The organism is uncultured Psychromonas sp., assembly GCF_947489755.1.
In the GTDB taxonomy this organism is placed as follows: Bacteria; Pseudomonadota; Gammaproteobacteria; order Enterobacterales; family Psychromonadaceae; genus Psychromonas.
This window is the reverse complement of sequence record NZ_CANLFB010000007.1, coordinates 33,284-51,285: the sequence shown is the minus strand read 5'-3', so window position 1 is coordinate 51,285 and position 18,002 is coordinate 33,284. Positions and strand designations below refer to the sequence as shown.

Below are 18,002 nucleotides of genomic sequence, written 5' to 3'. Positions count from 1 at the left end.
TTGATTAATTGGTTAATTGGTTAATTGGTTAATTGGTTAGTTGATTGGTTGGTTAGCTGGTTAATTGATTAGTCAGTTAATAAAGCACTCACGTTAATTAAAGATCCTAAAAGATAACCTCGATACTTTTATGCCACTAACCGTTTAAACGTTCACAGGAAGTGAACGGATTCATTAAAAAATTCAAAAACTCAAGGATAGAGATATGATTATTGTGGTGGGTATTAACAACTATCAACAGAAAGTAAGCAGATATTCATTTCAGGTGATTAAATGAATATGAGCCTTCTAAAGAATAACTTCCCGACCATCGCAATATTAACCAATATGATGGCAACCCCATTTTCTGAAGGTATTATTTTTGGTGCGAAAGATTACGCCCAACAACACCAATATAATATTCTCTGTTTTAGCGGAGCTGAATTTGCTAAACCAGCTAAAACTAATATGTCTCGAGACCGAATATTTGAGCTGCTTGATAAAGATGCAATTGATGGTTTAATTATTCCTATGGGTGCGCTGAGTCGCTTTATTTCATTGGAACAACAATTGCTATTTTTAAAGCAGTTTTCTCATATTCCTGTGATCACCGTGACCAGTTCTATCCCAGGTTACCTCGATGTGGGTTATAGTCCTCAGCAAGGCATTGAAGATTTAGTTACTCACTTGATCACTCAGCATCATGTTCAGCGTTTTGCTTTCGCTGGCCCAACAGGAGAACACCTTTCTAGCCAACGCAAGAAACAACTTTTTGAAGCGACGCTAGAAAATGAAGGAATACGTTTTGACCCTGGCATGTATATCACCAGCGATATGTCCACTAATGCCCCAATACCAGGACTTGATGAACTACTAGACAAACCCAAGCAAGAATGGCCTCAAGCCATTGTAGTCAGTACTGATAGCCAAGCTATTTCAATCATCTCGTTGTTAAAAAAGAAAGGTATAAAAGTACCAGAAGATATTATCGTGACAGGTAGTATGGGTAATATGACCAGTCTTTTTGCAGATCCGCCACTAACCAGTATTATTGAACCTACCTATGATCTTGGATGGTATGCTGCTAAAAAAATAATCGACATCATTGATGGAAAGGCCATCACCGACAATACGGTACTGCCGACCTCATTAATCGTAAGACAATCTTGTGGGTGTCATCAAGCTGATATGGGGTTATCTCAATCATCTAACTCTGTTAACACAGAACATTCTGAAAAAATGCTAACAATAGAAAATATTCACATGGAGTTAGCACAAGTCATTAACCATCTTCCATCAGACCAACGTGAATATGTTCCCCATGATATTGCCTCTACATTATCAACTATGCTCCTAACGGACTTAGCAGATCAAAAAAGTAACCTGTTAATTGATTACTTTAGTGACCTATTAGAATCAACGTTAAAAACAGACCAAATATTCTTATGGGGTCAACTTACGCAAGTCATCCATCATCGACTCATACAATCAATTGAAAATATTGAAAACAAAAGTAAATCGCTCAATATTGTGAGTGATCTATTTAAAATAGTACAACAATGCCATGTAAAAGCAGGCCACTATCGCAGCTTTGAAACAGAGCAACAGCTAGGCACGATGAGAGAAATCGGCATTCAATTAAATTCAGAGCTCAATTTTGATGAAATAGCACTGCAATTACAACAGGGCTTAAATTTTAATGATTGTTATATCAGTATTTTTGAAGACTTAGGTGAAAATAAAACACGATTGAATTGTGTGTTTGCAATGCATGATAAGCAACGCTTGGCGATATCTAAAACACCTTACCCTGCCTCAGCATTAATTCCACCCGATATTAACAGCGATAACCCATTATTTGCTTTAGTTATTATGCCGTTATCTTTTAAAAAAGACTTTATTGGCACTTGTATATTAGACCTTGCTGTACGTAAAGGTGTTATATATGAGGGGCTACTCACTCTATTCTCATCTGCTTTAAAAAATCAAATTCACGTCAGTCACTTAAGTGAAGCTGAAGAGAAGTTTAGTGATATTGCACATAGTGCTTCAGACTGGCTCTGGGAAATTGATACAGAAACACGTTTTAAATACAGCTCAGATGGGGTCGAACAAGTATTAGGTTATTCTCGTGAAGAAATTATTGATCAGCCTATGACACATTTCATCGCTAAACACTCTACAGATGAATTACAAAAGCTAATAAAATCAATGCAAAATCAAGATCAATTAACAGGTCTTGAAACACGTTACCAGCACAAAGACGGCAGTGAGAAAGTACTGCTAGCGACAGGTAACCCTATTGTTAAACATGGAAAAACCATTGGCTATCGTGGTGCTTATAAAGATATTTCAGAGCTTAAAGCACAACAAGCACGTATTAGAATGCTTGCGTATCAAGACCCTCTAACCAACTTACCCAATCGTGTGTTATTCAATGAACACTTGAACAGAATGATCTCAACATCAACACGGCAACAATGTGAATTTGCTTTGCTATTTATCGATCTTGATGGATTTAAATTAGTGAATGATTCATTAGGGCATGATGGTGGTGATCTATTATTAATAGAAGTAAGTAAACGATTAAAAAAATGTTTACGAAGTGAGGACATATTAGCTCGCTTTGCTGGCGATGAGTTTATTCTGATACTACCGAATATTGAGCATGACCAATTTACAGCGGACATTGCTAGAGAAATCGTAAAAACATTATCAGTCCCAGTGACCATTAAAGAACAAGTTGCTTTTATTAGCGCCAGTATTGGTATCGCACTATTCCCTGAGCATGGTGAACAATCAGATATCTTATTGCAGAGAGCTGATAAGGCAATGTATCTGTCGAAGCACAGTGGTAAAAATCAATTTTCTTTTTATCAACAAGGGTTGGAAGATTCACTTAATCGAACGGCAAAGATCCGTCATACCTTACATACAGCACTGCGTGAAAATGATTTTTTTCTTGTATACCAACCACAAGTTAAAAGCAGTACCGGTGAAATATGTGGTGTCGAAGCATTGCTCCGTTTACCCGCAGAAAAGTATCATGGCCTTAATCCACAAGAATTTATCCCATTAGCGGAAGAAGCTGGATTAATTGAAGAAATTGGACTCCGTGTTTTTAAAAATGCCTGCATACAACAACAAAAATGGATCAGTTCAGGCATTCACTTAAAATGCTCTATCAATGTGTCAGCCAAACAATTTCAAAATAAAAATTTGGCGATTGAGTTCATTAATATACTTGAAGAAAGGCAAATAGATCCAAGCACCATTACATTAGAAATTACAGAAAATGCAGTGTTTGATAATCATCAAAAAGCACAAACGACCTTACAACAATTATCCGATTATGGTTTTACAATCGCCATTGATGACTTTGGAACAGGCTATGCCTCTTTAAGTTGCCTTCATAAAATACCGGTAGATATTATAAAAATTGACCGTTCATTTATTCATGATTGCGCTAATAACCAAGAGAACGCGAGTATTGTTCCAGCAATTATTATGATGTCTAAGGGACTTAAATTAAAAGTCATTGCAGAAGGAGTAGAAACACAAGAGCAATGGGATTTTTTAAAGGAACTAGATTGCGAAGAGCTGCAAGGTTATCTATTTTCTAAACCCGTCGCAGCGCAAGACATTCCTATTTTGTTGGAAACTTGGAACAATAATCAGAATCATTAATTGAAAGAGTGATGGTGGAATTAAATAGCAGACTAAAAACTTAATTATAAAACGCCAGCCAAATTAATAGCTGAAGATATGGTAACGTTAGCTGCTTGGTCGTTACCCACTTCAAAGTTGAATCTGCCAAACATAAAAAGCCACGTCCCTTAAAGTAATAAGCTGACGATAAAATAATAAGCTCAAACGTGTTCTGCTTTACTATTTTTTAAATACAATCGTAGTAGGTGTTGTTGGATTAAGTTGAAACTTATTGTGAAGCGCTTGTTTTTTATTAGTAGCTGTAATGTCGTAATGTTGCAGCTTTTTATGCCCACTAAACAGTTTTACACTAAAGCTCACCTTGGTATCAGGTGTTGGTAAGGAGTAACGTCCCATAATAGTCAATTCATCTATTTCAGTAGTATTTTCATGTGATACTGTTGGATTAAGTAATAAACCATCAATATTAAACTTATTGCTCACGTCAGATAAATAAATATTATGCATAATATTCGCACTGATTTCTGTTCTGTGTTCATTAAACTCTTTCAGTGAAACATGCCCATCGTTATCGTCGTCAACCCCTTTAAAAGCTGAGATAGGTAATGATAAAACAACATAAACATTCTCATCAACAAAGTTTAACGTCCCATTTTCAGCAACCATTAAGTGAGCTGACCCCATCATAGGAATAATTAAAAGGCTAAGGCTCGCGACATTTATTAATATTTTTTTCAAGGACTTCATTTTATCTCACATTTTTCAGGTGATGTTTACAATTAGTTTTAAGGTGATGCTTGTCTATTTAAAGCTCACTAATAAGGTTAGAGCTGACCTTTTACGCAACGTTGAAAGTATGGGTAACTGTCCGTAGCATAGTAGTGGTAAATTCCAGCAGGAAACTCCGGCGTAACACCTACGCGTCCATTACACTCATCGAGATCGCCTGAACCTTCTACATATTCCCAGTCCTGTAAAAACGAGCCAAGTGAATAAATATCAGAAGATGGTCGACTATCGCTAATGTCGCTAATAAGCTGGTAACTACCAGTGATCAGTTTAATCTCTGATGTTGCATCATCTGTATCGGAATAACCATAACGTGCATAAACAGGGAAACCGTCAGCGGCCCAACCTATTAATGTCATAGTTGAGCCATTGCCACCTTGAAGTGTAATAAAGCCTTCAGGCATACCGTGATAATGATAAGTCCCATCTGGTTGAACATGCGCATTATTAGCATCAGTACCAAAATCAAATGCATCTTGCCCTAATGCTTCAATACTCCAGTTGCCACTGTTATCAACTAAGCTACAGCTATCTCCTGAGTCATCACAACTACCGGCTGTGCCAGCATCAATTTTAATGCCATTTAACACCACACCAATATTGCCACGCGGACCACCTAATGTCGTCGACCCGGTTGTTTCAACAGGCTCCAAGGTAAAGCTTTCACTGACTGATTGTTCATAAATAGAGTTAGGGTTATCTTCGTTTGGAAACTCTCCGACATCATGGTCAGGGATACCATTTGCCACTAAATCACGACTATTGCTACTGCAACTCCAGTTTGATGTACTTGTTGCCTGCACTGACTCTGAGCCGTTATATTCACTGTATGAGTAGTCACATAAAACCCCCTCTGTAGATTCTGTTACAGAGTCAATCGTTGTAGTTGTTTCAGTGGTAGTTTCAACGCCTGAATCGCATGCAAATAATGAAAAAGCAATAAGAATACCAGACGATTTTTTTAATATTTGTCCTGCTTTAATATCATAATTTTGCATGTTTTTAGCTCAAATTAATTAAATTTGAGCAATAATAACGATTAAATGTGCAAACACCGTGCAAAGTACAATAATCGACTTGAGTAAGTCGAAATACTTGATGTGGTAAGCTAAAAATAGATTTTTAAATAAGGAAATCGTAATCAGTATTGAGGATGAAAGGTAGTTAAAATAACGTGTTAGGCTCTTTTTTATTCAAAGAGCCTAAATATAGACATGCTAACTCGATTCTGGTTAATAAAAGCGTAATTTAACTTAAAATGAATCAGTTACATTTAAAGCCTACAGTGCAGTGTCGCTTTGCTTACCCCGAACAGAAGTTAACTATTAAGCAGCTTTAATCGTTTTCTCCATTGGTTTTCGTTGCACCATGGTACTCGCAGCAATTAACGTAACAGCTCCCAGCAATTGAATTTGTGTCATTTCTACACTTAAAAATAACCAGTTGATAAAAATAGCCGCGACAGGGAAAAACATTTCAGCTAATGTCGCCCAATGAGCAGGAATGCGTTTTAGGCCTTGATAATAAAAATACATCCCTAACACACCTGATAGCAAAGCCAGTATCGCGATTTTTTGTAATATACTTATCTCAATTGTGGTGATTAATGTTGGTGTCATAAAGGCAAAAGGCAACATACCCAATAACCCGAAACTAAAGCGCCCCGCCATTAAGTCGATGCTATCTAATCCTTTGGTGCTGAGTTTTTTACCGAACACTGTTGCACATCCCCAACTAACCACAGCAAATAAAGCCAATCCGTAACCTAATATCGCATTGTTATTATGCTCTATATTACCTTCTTTAAAACTAGCAGAGAGTATTTGTAAATCTGGCCAAATAAGTAATAAGCTACCTAATAAAGCAAGGCCTAACCAGAAAAAGAAGCGAGGGTTGATTTGTTCTTTTAATAAGACGCAAGCTAAGGTCACAGCCACTAAAGGCTGTAGCTTTTGCAATAAAATAACCACGGTGGGATTAGCGAGATAGAAAGCTTCGGTAAAAGCTAATGTGCCAAGAGCAGAGCCAAATACACCAATCACAATAAATGGTAGTAAGGTTCCGCGACTTAAAAAGCTTGGTTTACGACGCTTAAATACAAAAATACCAATCAGTACAACAAATACAATTAAGTGTTCAAATAACACTATTTGTTGCGCACTGGAACCACCAAACAGCAAAGGATAGCGAATTAATGTATCTGCGGCCCAAAGTAGGCACGCGAAAAAAATAAAGATAATACCTGTCATTACATTTCCTAAACAAAAAAGGAAGAAGGACAGAGCTTGGAAAGAACATGATTCAATAGGATCAAATCAACCTAATCACTAAAGAATCCAATAAATAGACTTAAATTTTACAGTACAAAAAAACACCCGTAAGCTTGTAGCGTATTGACGAGTTACTTTAACTGCTCAAACCATGCTAATTGACACAGAAAATACTCTGCGATTAAAGCAAAAAATACAAATCACAGAAACAATCGTAGACATCATTCATCGCCTAACCAGATCTGTTTTTAATATAGGATAAATCTATTTATTATCGATCTTCTTCCATCCGGACTATCACCGTCGGCTTTGGCGTCTCACCAAATCTGCTGACCCTAACTGTAAAAAATTTACTTTAATAAAATTAGGCGCTCGTGGGCTCTTTTACTAGCATATTATATTCTGTAAAAATACCACCGGTGGGGAATTACACCCCGCCCTGAAGTCGAGTTAGTTAAAGGATTTTAGTCATTGTTATTAACAATAAATAAAGTCGCTTAACTGCTTGTTATATTAATAAGGTTTTTTTAAAAAACAAGCTAAATGATGAGGGTTACACTTTATTCTTTATAGGCATATTGATTAGATATGTTTATTAGGTAGGCTTATGCGCTTTTTATTAGACAGCTTTCTTAGAAAACTTTTCTTAAATAGTTTTTCTTAAATAATTTTATAGCCGCTTTATTGATTTCTACAACTTCTACAACAATAATCTTTATCGGATTACAGTAATGCTTCAAAGCTAAAAACAGGAAAAGCTTAGTCATAAAAAAGCCCAGCTAAATTAGCTAGGCTTAAAATATATTAAAAAGGTAAAGTCACCATTTTATCGGCTATTTTTAAAGGTAACCTTAAAATTTACATTAAAGAGTTTTTCTTCATTAACGTTTGATCAACCCCTTTTAGCTTCATTTCATCCATAATGAAGTTCACCGTATTCAATAAACGCTGCTCACCTATTGGCATTAAGTAACCAAACTGACTTTTAGTAAACGGATTTTCTTCTCTTACTGCTTGTAGGGTTTTATCTATTGTTTGGTAATACAGCGCTTCTGGCGTTTCAGTGACCATTACATCGACTGTTCCTGCTGAAACGGCTTTAGGGACATCCAAGTTATTCTCATATTTTACAATGGTTGCTTTTGTTAAAAACTGCTCAGCAAATTTCTCATTTGTTCCACCGATATTGACACCAACTTTAACGCTAGGCACATTCACTTCTTGTAAGGTGTCATACTGTGCTTCTTTACCGTTAGCCACTAAAAACACTTTACCAAAAGTCATGTAACCTTGGGATTGCTCAGCCGCTAATTGGCGAGACATACGACGCGTGATCCCGCCCATGGCAATATCGTACTTACCGTCTGTAAGGTTTGAAACTAAGTTCTTCCAAGTTGTATTTACAAAGCGGACTTCTACGCCTAGTTGCTCTGCAACGTGCTTGGCAACATCAACATCATAACCAGAATAGTGACTACCATCAAAATAGGTGAAAGGTTTGTAGTCACCTGTTGTGCCGACAGTTAAAACCCCTTTTTCTTGGATATCGTCAAGTAAGTCAGCTTGAGCATTAAAGCTAAAAGAGGCAATGGAAATTAAAGCAATATGAGTTAGTTTCATGAATGTCCTTATTAATTTGTACGAGCCATTTGAGTCTATTTTCAAAAGAATGAAATCGTTAAGAAAGGCTTTTATTATGGCTGAATTTAAAAAAGCACATTAGCGCTTTAAGCAATGTGCTTTTTTCAGTTATTTGAAAAAATCAATTCTGGTTAATGAAAGCGTCATTTAACGCAAAATAAATGAGTTATATTTTTTAATAGTCAGCGCAGTTAGTACTGTATCGCTTTACTTAACGGGAACTGAGGTTAAATACTAATATAAAGTTTATTTAGCAGCCGCACCAGTTAATCCGCTCAATACGTTAGTTACTTTTTTCACTGTCTCATCACAGCCTTCAATACTGTGTCTTTGTTTTAGGTATTCAGGATCGTTATATGAAAGCCATACTTTATTATCTGCATCTTTCCACACCAATACTTTTTGCGGCAAGTCTATCGCCATTGTTTGCGCACATTGCATTAGCGGGGTACCCACTTTAGGATTACCAAAAATAAGCACTTCTGTTTCTCTTAATGTTAAATCAGCACCTGTAGCATTCTTTTGATGGTCGATACGTGCAAATAAGGTTAGCCCCTTACTTTCGACAATAGAGGCAAATTTGTCTGCTGTCTCTTTCACTGAATGCTTACTTTCGACGGAGATTAGTCCATCAGCTGCATTGACGTAACTTGAGATAGAAAGTGATAAAAATACTAATGTGATAAATTTTTTCATAATTATGTCTCTTTGTGTCGATTTAAAGTAAGTATGACGTAAGGGGAAAAGATAAATTCAAAGTACCATCAAATTTATAACGCGGCTACTTTACTTTATAGGTAGGCACCTCGATAAATATTAACAATTTTAAAGCGATCACTTATTTAGTATTTAGATCCCAAAAATAATGCTAATAATCTTATTGTTAGCATATTGAGACAAAAGAATTAAACGATTGATGCTAAGACACTATTTAAACGTGCAATATTAGCCTCTTCTGTCAAACCAAAGCGCAATGCATTTTTCTCATCAGTCAACCGAACGTAAATTGCATTTTCACAAAGCTGTTGATAAATAGCGGGAGCATCGGGAAGAAAAACCGTAATAAACAAGGCATTTGCTTCTATTCGCGATCTGGATAAATGTGCTTTAAGCAACACTTGCATCGCTTCACTTTGTTGTTGTAACCGTTTCAATTGTTCAACTTGCCATGTCTTATCTTGCAAAGCTTGTTCACTAATAAATAGCGCTGCACCATTAACAGCCCAAGGCCCACTACTTTCTTGGATACTCTCGCACCAAGTTCTATTGCTACAAACAAAACCAATTCGTAACCCAGCCAATCCAAAAAACTTACCAAATGAACGTAGCACCAATACATCAGCAGTCTGCTTTAATGTCGAAAGATGAGGTGAAAAACTAAACTCAGAGGTGAATATATCCGCAAAGGCTTCATCGATGATTAATAAGGCTTGTTGTTGTTCACAAAGATTTTGCAGTGTTTTTAGCTGCTCAATAGTAAATGTATCTGTCAGCGGATTATTCGGGTTAATAACAACCACGACACTGTTTTTTTCGATATCAGTAGGTAATCTGTCCTGATAAAAATGCAATTGATACCCTGCTTTATACCAAGCTTGTTGATGTTCTTTATAACCCACCTTTGGTAAGTAAGCGTGTTTTTCTACTGTCAGTTGGTTATTAACATTTGCCTGACAATATTTATTTTTTTGATTCCACAGCTCAGGTAATTTTTCAATTAACGCTTGGCTACCGGCAACTGGCCAACAATATTGAGTTTGATAATAAGCTTTTGCCACTTCAATTAAGCTATCTGAAATCGTCGGGAGATCTTGCCAAGCTTGTTGGGGAATATCAGGGATCGGGTAACTAAAAGGCGCAATGCCAGTAGAAAGGTCTAACCAGTCTTTTTCTGCAATTTGGTATTGCTTTGCAACACGACTTAATTGACCTCCATGTAAGATTGCCATTGTTCTGATAAACCTCTTTTTAAATAATTAAATACGTGTGCTTGAATTGATTGAAATGACGATAATGCTGCTTTCTGTTTATTACCTTCTACTTTGCTGTTTAATCATTTTTAAGCGCTTCAATGCAAACATTAAAAGATCTGCCAAATAAATACCATAAACAGCCATAACACAACGGCTTGTTTTACTAGGGTTAGACTAGCTTTAATATGCTTACTTTGAACAATATCACCTTGCCCTAATAACGGTGAGTGAACTGTTTTCCCAAAATAAACAGCACTACCGCCTAAACAAACATGCATGACGGTTGCGCCCGACGCCATTACCCATCCACCATTATGGCTTTTATAAGACAGGCTTTGTGAATAGGCATTAATAAGTGCTTGTTTGCCTGTACCATTAAATAAACCAATGATGCTAAATAATAACGCTGTGATTTTTCCACTCAGAAAACCTAACAAGTCATCCATTCTGGCACTGAACTTACCAAAATAATGATACTGCTCAGTTCGATAGCCCCACATTGCATCTAAGGTGTTGCTCAAACGATGTATTATCACTAGTGGAGCTCCGCCGATAACAAAGTAGATAAGTGTGGCAGTGACACCGTCATGTCCGTTCTCTAGCATTGATTCAGTGGTTGCTCGACTAATTTCTTGGGCATCAAGTTGGCTAGTATCACGACTGACAATATAAGAGCAGAAATGTTGTGCTTGCGAGAGGTCATCATTATTCAAGGGGTGAAATATTTGCATGCCATGTAAGTTAAGGCTGTTTAATGCCACTGCCCAATAAACTACATAAATATTGATTAACACCACTAAAAAACCGGGGAGTAGCCACATTAAGATGAGATAAATTAATGGTACAGGTAAGACTAATAAAACCCATGCCACCGTCCCATTAATAAAACGCTGTGGTTCGTTCCCTTTATTGAGTTTTTTTTCTAATTTATTGGCGAGATTACCAAATAATATCAATGGATGATAACGGTTAGGCTCACCAATGAAATGGTCGATAATTAATGCCATAACTAAGGTAAAAAAGACCATCATAAGCTTGAGAAGGTACCGGTACTTTGATCATAACTGAGTGCGATTAACTCAGCATTTTTATAATCGTACCCTGTACTTGCATTTTCTTTGGGTGATGAGTGAGGAGTAGGTATTAAGTCTGGAACAAATTGCGCCATAAAACAACGTAAAATATCGCCATGAATAATAATTAAAGAGACCTCTTCTGAAGCATTTTTTAACTCTTTTCTTAACGTCGTTTCAAAACGCGTTATCAGCTGTTTTGCACTTTCACCTTGTGCTGGTTTACTGTCAGTAATTTCAGAGGTTATTTCATCATAATCCGCTAAAGGCTGCACTTCATAAGTAAACTTACCTTGCCACTCACCGAAATGACGCTCTTCAAAACCTTTCACTAATATGGGTTTAATTTGCAATATTTGGCTACAAATATCAGCTGTTTGTACAGCTCGCCCTAATGGGGACGTTAGAATTTGAGTAATGTTTAGTGTGCGGCACTGTTCTGCCAATAAAGCAGCTTGAGTTTTACCTTGTGGTGTAAGCAAACTATCCAGTTGACCTTGAATACGGTGTGCAACATTCCATTCAGTTTGTCCATGACGGGCAAGATAAAAAGTAGTTTTGTTATTCAATGTGAACTCTTATATTGATGAAGCATTGCGGAAAGTGATCGTGATGAAGTTTGATAGCGCTATGCTAGATATTTAAGCTGCTTAAGCTATATAAATTATATAAGCTATTGAGCGTATAGAATAAGTTATCAAATGTCATTTAAACCATAGTAAAAAATCACCGTATAAAATAATGATATACGGTGCTTAATTTCTAGTAAATAGTTATCAAGCATTGTTGTTAACTGTTTATTAGATTCACTAGTTGATTAGTACACCATTATTTTCTGTGTGCTAACGCTTCACCTTGAACGCCATTATCAATACGCTCTTTTTCTTCGTCCAATAACCATTGTGGGAATTGCCCCATGAAACAACAACAGATCCCTTCACCAATCATCGTTCTTGGCCCTAATGGGTGAGCGATATGTTTGTAAACACCATGACTATGCGGCTCAGGTTCGTTATGACTATGTGAATGGTCATGCGAGTGGCTGTGTGAGTGATCATGAGAATGATCTTCATGTTTGTGCGCGTAATCATGTGAATGGCTATGGTCATGTGAATGGCTATGGTCATGTGAATGAGTATCGTGACTGTGTTCTTTAGTGTCGCCATGATCGTGACTATGCGACGCTTCAGGATCTTGGTATTCCGCATGGTGATGATGCACATCAATTTCGCCAGCAGCTAATCGACGCTTGAATATCGCCATTAAATCTTCTTCACTCGAGGGTGTATTATCCATGATGTCACGAACACGTACTTCAAATGCATCGATTACTTTGTCATGGTCACGTAAATAAGGTGTATTAATAAACTCAATCTCAGGATTTTCTTTTGCAACTTTATCAACATAGCCAGAAATACGTTTGATTAAACGACCTGTAAATAGAAAATAAGGCGCAACCACAATACGTTTGTAATCAAGTTTAATTAGTTTTTCAAGGCCCACTCCCACTGAAGGATAAGTCACACCTGAGTAAACCGTATCAGCCCAACCAAACCCCATATTTTCACTTACAATACGCGTTAATTTAGCCGCTTCAGCATTCGCTTGTGTATCAGAAGTGCCACGACCAACAACAACCAACATCGTATCGTATAATTCAGCGGGTGGGTTATCAGCGTCTAAACCTAATGATTCATAGATACGAGCTTGGAATGCATTGATCATTGGGTCTTGTAGGCCCAACTCTTTACCGTAACTGACCTCTAAGCCTTCATTTTTTTCTTCAAAAGTAGTTAATACTGAAGGAATATCATTTTTAGCATGAGTTGCAGCAAATAACATACCTGGCACAGCATAAATATGCTCAACACCTTGGTTGATCAAGCTGTTTAAACCCATGTGAATGTTCGGCGCTGAATACTCTAAGAATCCATATTCAACAGGCAGGTCAGGAAAACGTTTTTTTAACCCTTCAGCCACTAATGAGAATTCCATTTCAGCGTCTTTATCACGGCTACCGTGACCACACACCATAATGCCTTTCTTAACTACTTGTTCATTCATTTTAAATCTCTTTTCTTATCTGGTTGTATGCTGAGCTGATTTGGCTGCCATGGTACCAATAGCAATGAAAACAGCAACGTTAACTTTATACTTTTTCTGGCCAACTATTCTCAAACAAAAAATCTTCAATTGGAGCGGCTTCACCCCATTTCTGTTCAATTAACATTGGTTTCTCGTAAAATTTTTCAACATGTCCGATACACAAAATAGCAATCGGTCGACTGTCTTCTGGCATATTCAATAAATTTGCTAGTTGAATAGGTTCAAATAATGAAACCCATCCCAATCCAATCCCTTCTGCTCGCGCGGCTAACCACATGTTTTGGATAGCACAGGAAACTGAGGCTAAGTCCATATCAGGCATAGTACGACGACCAAAGACATGCTTTTCACGACCGTCAGGCAATGCCACCACTATCAGTTCTGCACATTCAGAAATGCCTTCTACTTTTAACTTTAAGAATTCACCTTTACGTTCATCCAATAAATTAGCTGTTGCGACACGCTCTGCTTCTACGAGTTTTTTAATGTCATTTTTTAATGGCGCATTCGTCACTCGAATAAAGCGCCAAGGTTGCATTAATCCGACACTCGGCGCTTGATTCGCCACGGTTAATAAGCGTAATAACAACCCATCTTCAAGTGGCTGTTGACTAAAATGGCGCATATCACGCCGCTCTTTTATCACACGATAAACTGCTTCTTTTTCAGGTTGGCTATAACTATGTTCACTTATCATGATTTAGCTTCCTGCATCTCATCACACTGTAACAACAAGTCTTGTAGCTTTTCTTGATATTCATCAGGTGCTTGCCATAAACCACGTTGCGCCGCTTCCATTAAACGTTCTGCCATCTCTTCCATAATGTGTGGATTATTATCTTTTAAAAATTGCTGATTAACCTCATCAAACAGTAGCGTGTCAGTCACTTGTTCATATTGATAATCTGCAATCAAATCAGTGGTCGCATCATAAGCAAACAGATAATCAACTGTTGCTCCCATTTCAAAGGCGCCTTTATAACCATGTTCACGCATTCCTTCAATCCATTTTGGATTTAAAACACGCGAACGAATCACTCGGTTTAATTCTTCTTTTAATGTACGGATCACCGGCTTACTTGGATTACTATGGTCACTATGATAAATGCTTGGCGCTTTGCCTGAGTACACTTGTGCCGCATTACTCATGCCACCTTGAAATTGATAATAGTCATCAGAATCTAATAAATCATGTTCACGGTTATCTTGATTTTGCACCACGACTTCAATATTACTTAGTTGATGCAAAAAGGCTTCTTTGGCCTGTACACCATCTTTATCACTATTGCCGTAGGCGTAACCGCCCCAATTTAAATAGGCTTCTGCTAAATCACTTTTTTGCTCCCAACAACGTTCATCAATTAAACCTTGTAACCCTGCACCATAAGCACCCGGTTTAGAACCAAATACACGATAGCTTGCTTCTCGTTTAGCTTCACCGATCGTCATGCCATCGGCAATCAATTGTGCTTCACGTTGTTTAATATTTTGTTGGATTAAATTACCATTACCCGGTTCATTGAGTTCACTAATCGCAACGACCGCTGCATCAAAAAGTGCCATGACATTCGCAAAGGCATCACGGAAAAAACCGGAGACTCTTAAGGTCACATCGACTCTTGGACGATTCAATAATTGGAATGGAATAATTTCAAAATCCACCACACGATTACTACCCTGCGCCCAAATAGGTTTCACCCCCATCAATGCAAAAGCTTGTGCAATATCATCACCGCCAGTGCGCATGGTTGCGGTGCCCCACACCGATAAACCAAGTTGTTTAGGGTAATCGCCATGTTCTTGCAAATGACGATGAATCAAGGCTTGAGCCGATTGTTGCCCTAATACCCAAGCGGCTTTTGACGGGATAGCACGATTATCAACGGAGTAGAAATTTCTACCTGTTGGTAAGGTATCTAAACGACCACGTGTTGGTGCACCGCTTGGTCCTGCTTCAATAAACTTACCATCAAGCCCATCAATAATGGCATTTAACTCGTTTTCGACACTTTGTTGTAATGCCTTATGAATAGTACTTTGTGCATACACTAATAATGCATAAGTAGCAGGAAACGCGATCAATTCGGTTAAGTCGTTGTCTGCCAATAAATACTGTTGTACCCACTGTAACGCCAATAACTCTAAACGTTCACGAGTATCAGCAGTGCTACGCCAAAGTGATCCATCAATATTCGCTAGTAAATCAGGTTTCACGCCAGACCAAGGTTCACGACCTGCACTTAACGGCTCAAACGGTTCACCGTCAATTTGCAGTGAAAAGTCATTCACTAAACAATGTAAAATACCTTGGTTAATCTGCCCTTCCCCACGCGGTAAACGTAATAAAGCAATTAAGGTGTTCGCGACTTTATGCGATTCTGGCAATTCACCTAAAATATGCAAGCCATGGCGTATTTGTGCTTCTTTAATATCACACAAGTACGTGTCTAACTCTTCTAGTACTTGATTATCATCGCCACGGGCCGCTTCATTTAATTCATCTAAGATATTGGTGCTTTGTACTTTTTCTAAAATTTGCTCTCTTAACCAGACTTCACGGCGAGTATCTAAGCCTTGTGCTTGATAATACTCGTCCACCAGCCCTTCTAGTTCAGCCATGTCGCCGTAAGTTTCAGCGCGTGCCATTGGCGGCATTAAATGATCAATAATCACAGCTTGTGTACGGCGTTTAGCTTGCGCACCTTCACCGGGGTCATTAACAATAAACGGATAAAAATGCGGCATTGGACCGAGTACCGCATCAGGCCAACATTCATTAGAAAGCGCGAGGCCTTTGCCCGGTAACCATTCTAAATTACCGTGCTTACCGACATGAATCACCGCATTCACTTGATAAGTAAATCGTAACCAAAAATAGAACGCTAAATAATTGTGCGGCGGCACTAAATCAGGATCGTGATAGTTTGCTAATAAATCAATATTAAAACCACGCGCGGGCTGAATACCGACAAAGGTTTCACCTAAGCGAATACCTGAAATCATTAAACGACCATCACGGCATTTAATATCATCTTCGGGTTGCCCCCAACGTTCGGTGATCGCTTGCTGACTTACTAACGGTAGCGCTGCGAAGTGTTTTTTATAGTCCGTTAGCGACAGGCTTTGCCAACAGGCTAAATGGTGTAACGTATTGGGGTTATTGGTTACTGATTGTAATAGTTGCTCAATCAGTTGATTACCGTTCTCTGGCACGTCACCAATTGGGTAACCTGCAGTTTTTAATTTATGTAGTATATTCACCGTCGAATTTGGCGTGTCTAACCCAACGCCATTACCTATTCGTCCATCTTTAGTGGGATAGTTCGCTAAGATTAAGGCAATGCGTTTATCTTGGTTAGCCGTTTGAGAAAGTTGAATATATTTTTTAGCCAGTTCAATAACAAATTGTGCACGTTCCGTATGTAATTGATACTGTACTAATGAGATTTGTGTTTTTTCGTCAAAAAATGCTTCGCTTTTAAAGCTAATCGCGCGGGTTAATACTTTGCCATCCATTTCAGGCAAGACCACTTGCATCGCGATATCTCGGCTTCTTAAACCCTGTTTATAATCATTCCAGTCTTCTAGTGTACTGCTAGAAAGCACTAGTTGTAGGATGGGAATATCCACATCAAATAAACGCGTAAAACTATTTGGCTGAGAGCTTAACCCCGGTGTACTGACAGTATTAGAGGCAAAGCCGGTGCTGTTTAAAATTAAACGACAATCATGCTCGACTAATAACGTATTCACCACTTTCATTGCTTGTGGATCTTTTAATGAACTGATCACTATTGGCAATGGATTCAAACCATTGTCTGACATAAGTTGAATAAACTGATCAAACATCTGGCAGTTAGCCGATTGTAAATGGCTACGATAAAACAGCAGCGCGACGACTTGCTGACCTGTTTGCCATTGAATACTGTCCTGATGATAAAACTGCGCAACAGGTAAAAAAGCAGGGTCAGCGCAATCAGTACGAAGGTCAAAAAATTGCTGATTCAAAAATATAAATAACTGAGCACTATTATCAATGCCACCAGCACGACAATAACGCCATACTTGATGTTGAACTTGTTCTGATACGGTAGATAACTCAATCAACTCAGGGTCAATATTATCATCACCGGGTACTAAAATAAGATGGCGATTAGGTGCTTCTTTTGACCAACGTATTAGCCCTTCCACACCATATTGCCAATAAGCTTTGCCACCTAATAACGACACCACCACGACTTGCGCTTGCCCTAGCACTTTATCTTCATAAAGGTCAAAAGCAGCAGGCTTTAGTAAGTTAGTCCAATTCACTAAGCGCGTTTCAGCTAAAGTGTGTGTTTCACTTGCTTGCTGCAACCCCGCTGCTTCGTATCCTGCAGAAAGTGCAGTCAATTGACTATCGGCTGCGCTGAACACGACTAAAGGAGCGGGAGATTGTGCTAAATCTACAATCCCCTCCTGTTCAACAAATCCGCCTGGTTGTGCTGCTAAAAGGTGCATTA

12 protein-coding genes and 1 riboswitch are annotated in these 18,002 nt (G+C 38.1%); of the genes, 1 reads left to right on the top strand and 11 read right to left on the bottom strand.

All coding sequences use genetic code 11. From position 1 onward, the window contains the following. Positions 1 to 273 precede the first annotated feature (273 nt). A complete protein-coding gene (locus Q0794_RS05630; protein ID WP_298940776.1) occupies positions 274 to 3,666 on the top strand; it encodes an EAL domain-containing protein in 3,393 nt (1,130 codons plus the stop codon). Between the two features lie 201 nt (positions 3,667 to 3,867). Here the strand turns inward: Q0794_RS05630 and Q0794_RS05625 are convergent, their stop codons facing one another. The 11 genes from Q0794_RS05625 to cobN form a co-directional block, all read right to left on the bottom strand. Continuing rightward, the gene (locus Q0794_RS05625; protein WP_298940774.1) at positions 3,868 to 4,395 is read right to left on the bottom strand and encodes a hypothetical protein; all 528 of its coding nucleotides are present in this window, start codon (positions 4,393 to 4,395) and stop codon (positions 3,868 to 3,870) included. 77 nt (positions 4,396 to 4,472) lie between these two features. Continuing rightward, on the bottom strand, positions 4,473 to 5,435 hold the full coding sequence (locus tag Q0794_RS05620; RefSeq protein ID WP_298940772.1) for a YHYH protein: 963 nt from the start codon (positions 5,433 to 5,435) through the stop codon (positions 4,473 to 4,475). Between the two features lie 327 nt (positions 5,436 to 5,762). Further along, the gene (locus Q0794_RS05615; protein ID WP_298940770.1) at positions 5,763 to 6,686 is read right to left on the bottom strand and encodes a DMT family transporter; all 924 of its coding nucleotides are present in this window, start codon (positions 6,684 to 6,686) and stop codon (positions 5,763 to 5,765) included. A gap of 293 nt (positions 6,687 to 6,979) precedes the next feature. After that, positions 6,980 to 7,158: riboswitch (FMN riboswitch) on the bottom strand. A 407-nt stretch (positions 7,159 to 7,565) separates the two neighbouring features. Continuing rightward, positions 7,566 to 8,327 carry a transporter substrate-binding domain-containing protein gene (locus Q0794_RS05610; protein WP_298940768.1) on the bottom strand — a complete coding sequence of 254 codons (762 nt, stop codon included), beginning with the start codon at positions 8,325 to 8,327 and terminating at the stop codon, positions 7,566 to 7,568. 267 nt (positions 8,328 to 8,594) lie between these two features. Continuing rightward, entirely contained in the window at positions 8,595 to 9,044 is a 450-nt protein-coding gene (locus tag Q0794_RS05605) for a DUF302 domain-containing protein (protein WP_298940766.1), read from the bottom strand. Positions 9,045 to 9,253: 209 nt separating this feature from the next. After that, a complete protein-coding gene (locus Q0794_RS05600; protein WP_298940764.1) occupies positions 9,254 to 10,297 on the bottom strand; it encodes a threonine-phosphate decarboxylase in 1,044 nt (347 codons plus the stop codon). A 131-nt stretch (positions 10,298 to 10,428) separates the two neighbouring features. Next, positions 10,429 to 11,352 (bottom strand): adenosylcobinamide-phosphate synthase CbiB, encoded by a 924-nt coding sequence (cbiB, locus tag Q0794_RS05595; protein ID WP_298940762.1) that lies wholly within the window; start codon positions 11,350 to 11,352, stop codon positions 10,429 to 10,431. Beyond that, a complete protein-coding gene (locus tag Q0794_RS05590; RefSeq protein WP_298940760.1) occupies positions 11,349 to 11,963 on the bottom strand; it encodes a histidine phosphatase family protein in 615 nt (204 codons plus the stop codon). The genes cbiB and Q0794_RS05590 overlap by 4 nt, the downstream gene beginning before the upstream one ends. Before the next feature lie 259 nt (positions 11,964 to 12,222). Continuing rightward, the gene (locus tag Q0794_RS05585) at positions 12,223 to 13,458 is read right to left on the bottom strand and encodes a sirohydrochlorin chelatase (RefSeq protein WP_298940758.1); all 1,236 of its coding nucleotides are present in this window, start codon (positions 13,456 to 13,458) and stop codon (positions 12,223 to 12,225) included. A gap of 85 nt (positions 13,459 to 13,543) precedes the next feature. Then, positions 13,544 to 14,197 (bottom strand): 5,6-dimethylbenzimidazole synthase, encoded by a 654-nt coding sequence (bluB, locus tag Q0794_RS05580; protein ID WP_298940756.1) that lies wholly within the window; start codon positions 14,195 to 14,197, stop codon positions 13,544 to 13,546. Beyond that, on the bottom strand, positions 14,194 to 18,000 hold the full coding sequence (gene cobN, locus Q0794_RS05575; RefSeq protein ID WP_298940755.1) for a cobaltochelatase subunit CobN: 3,807 nt from the start codon (positions 17,998 to 18,000) through the stop codon (positions 14,194 to 14,196). The genes bluB and cobN overlap by 4 nt, the downstream gene beginning before the upstream one ends. Positions 18,001 to 18,002 lie beyond the last annotated feature (2 nt).

Bases quoted from the DNA above. Each gene is read 5' to 3' on its own strand.
- Q0794_RS05615 (WP_298940770.1), bottom strand. From the start codon at position 6,686: ATGACAGGTATTATCTTTATTTTTTTCGCGTGCCTACTTTGGGCCGCA.
- Q0794_RS05600 (WP_298940764.1), bottom strand. From the start codon at position 10,297: ATGGCAATCTTACATGGAGGTCAATTAAGTCGTGTTGCAAAGCAATAC.
- Q0794_RS05585 (WP_298940758.1), bottom strand. From the start codon at position 13,458: ATGAATGAACAAGTAGTTAAGAAAGGCATTATGGTGTGTGGTCACGGT.
- Q0794_RS05630 (WP_298940776.1), top strand. From the start codon at position 274: ATGAATATGAGCCTTCTAAAGAATAACTTCCCGACCATCGCAATATTA.
- Q0794_RS05625 (WP_298940774.1), bottom strand. From the start codon at position 4,395: ATGAAGTCCTTGAAAAAAATATTAATAAATGTCGCGAGCCTTAGCCTT.
- Q0794_RS05610 (WP_298940768.1), bottom strand. From the start codon at position 8,327: ATGAAACTAACTCATATTGCTTTAATTTCCATTGCCTCTTTTAGCTTT.
- Q0794_RS05620 (WP_298940772.1), bottom strand. From the start codon at position 5,435: ATGCAAAATTATGATATTAAAGCAGGACAAATATTAAAAAAATCGTCT.
- Q0794_RS05605 (WP_298940766.1), bottom strand. From the start codon at position 9,044: ATGAAAAAATTTATCACATTAGTATTTTTATCACTTTCTATCTCAAGT.
- cbiB (WP_298940762.1), bottom strand. From the start codon at position 11,352: ATGATGGTCTTTTTTACCTTAGTTATGGCATTAATTATCGACCATTTC.
- cobN (WP_298940755.1), bottom strand. From the start codon at position 18,000: ATGCACCTTTTAGCAGCACAACCAGGCGGATTTGTTGAACAGGAGGGG.
- bluB (WP_298940756.1), bottom strand. From the start codon at position 14,197: ATGATAAGTGAACATAGTTATAGCCAACCTGAAAAAGAAGCAGTTTAT.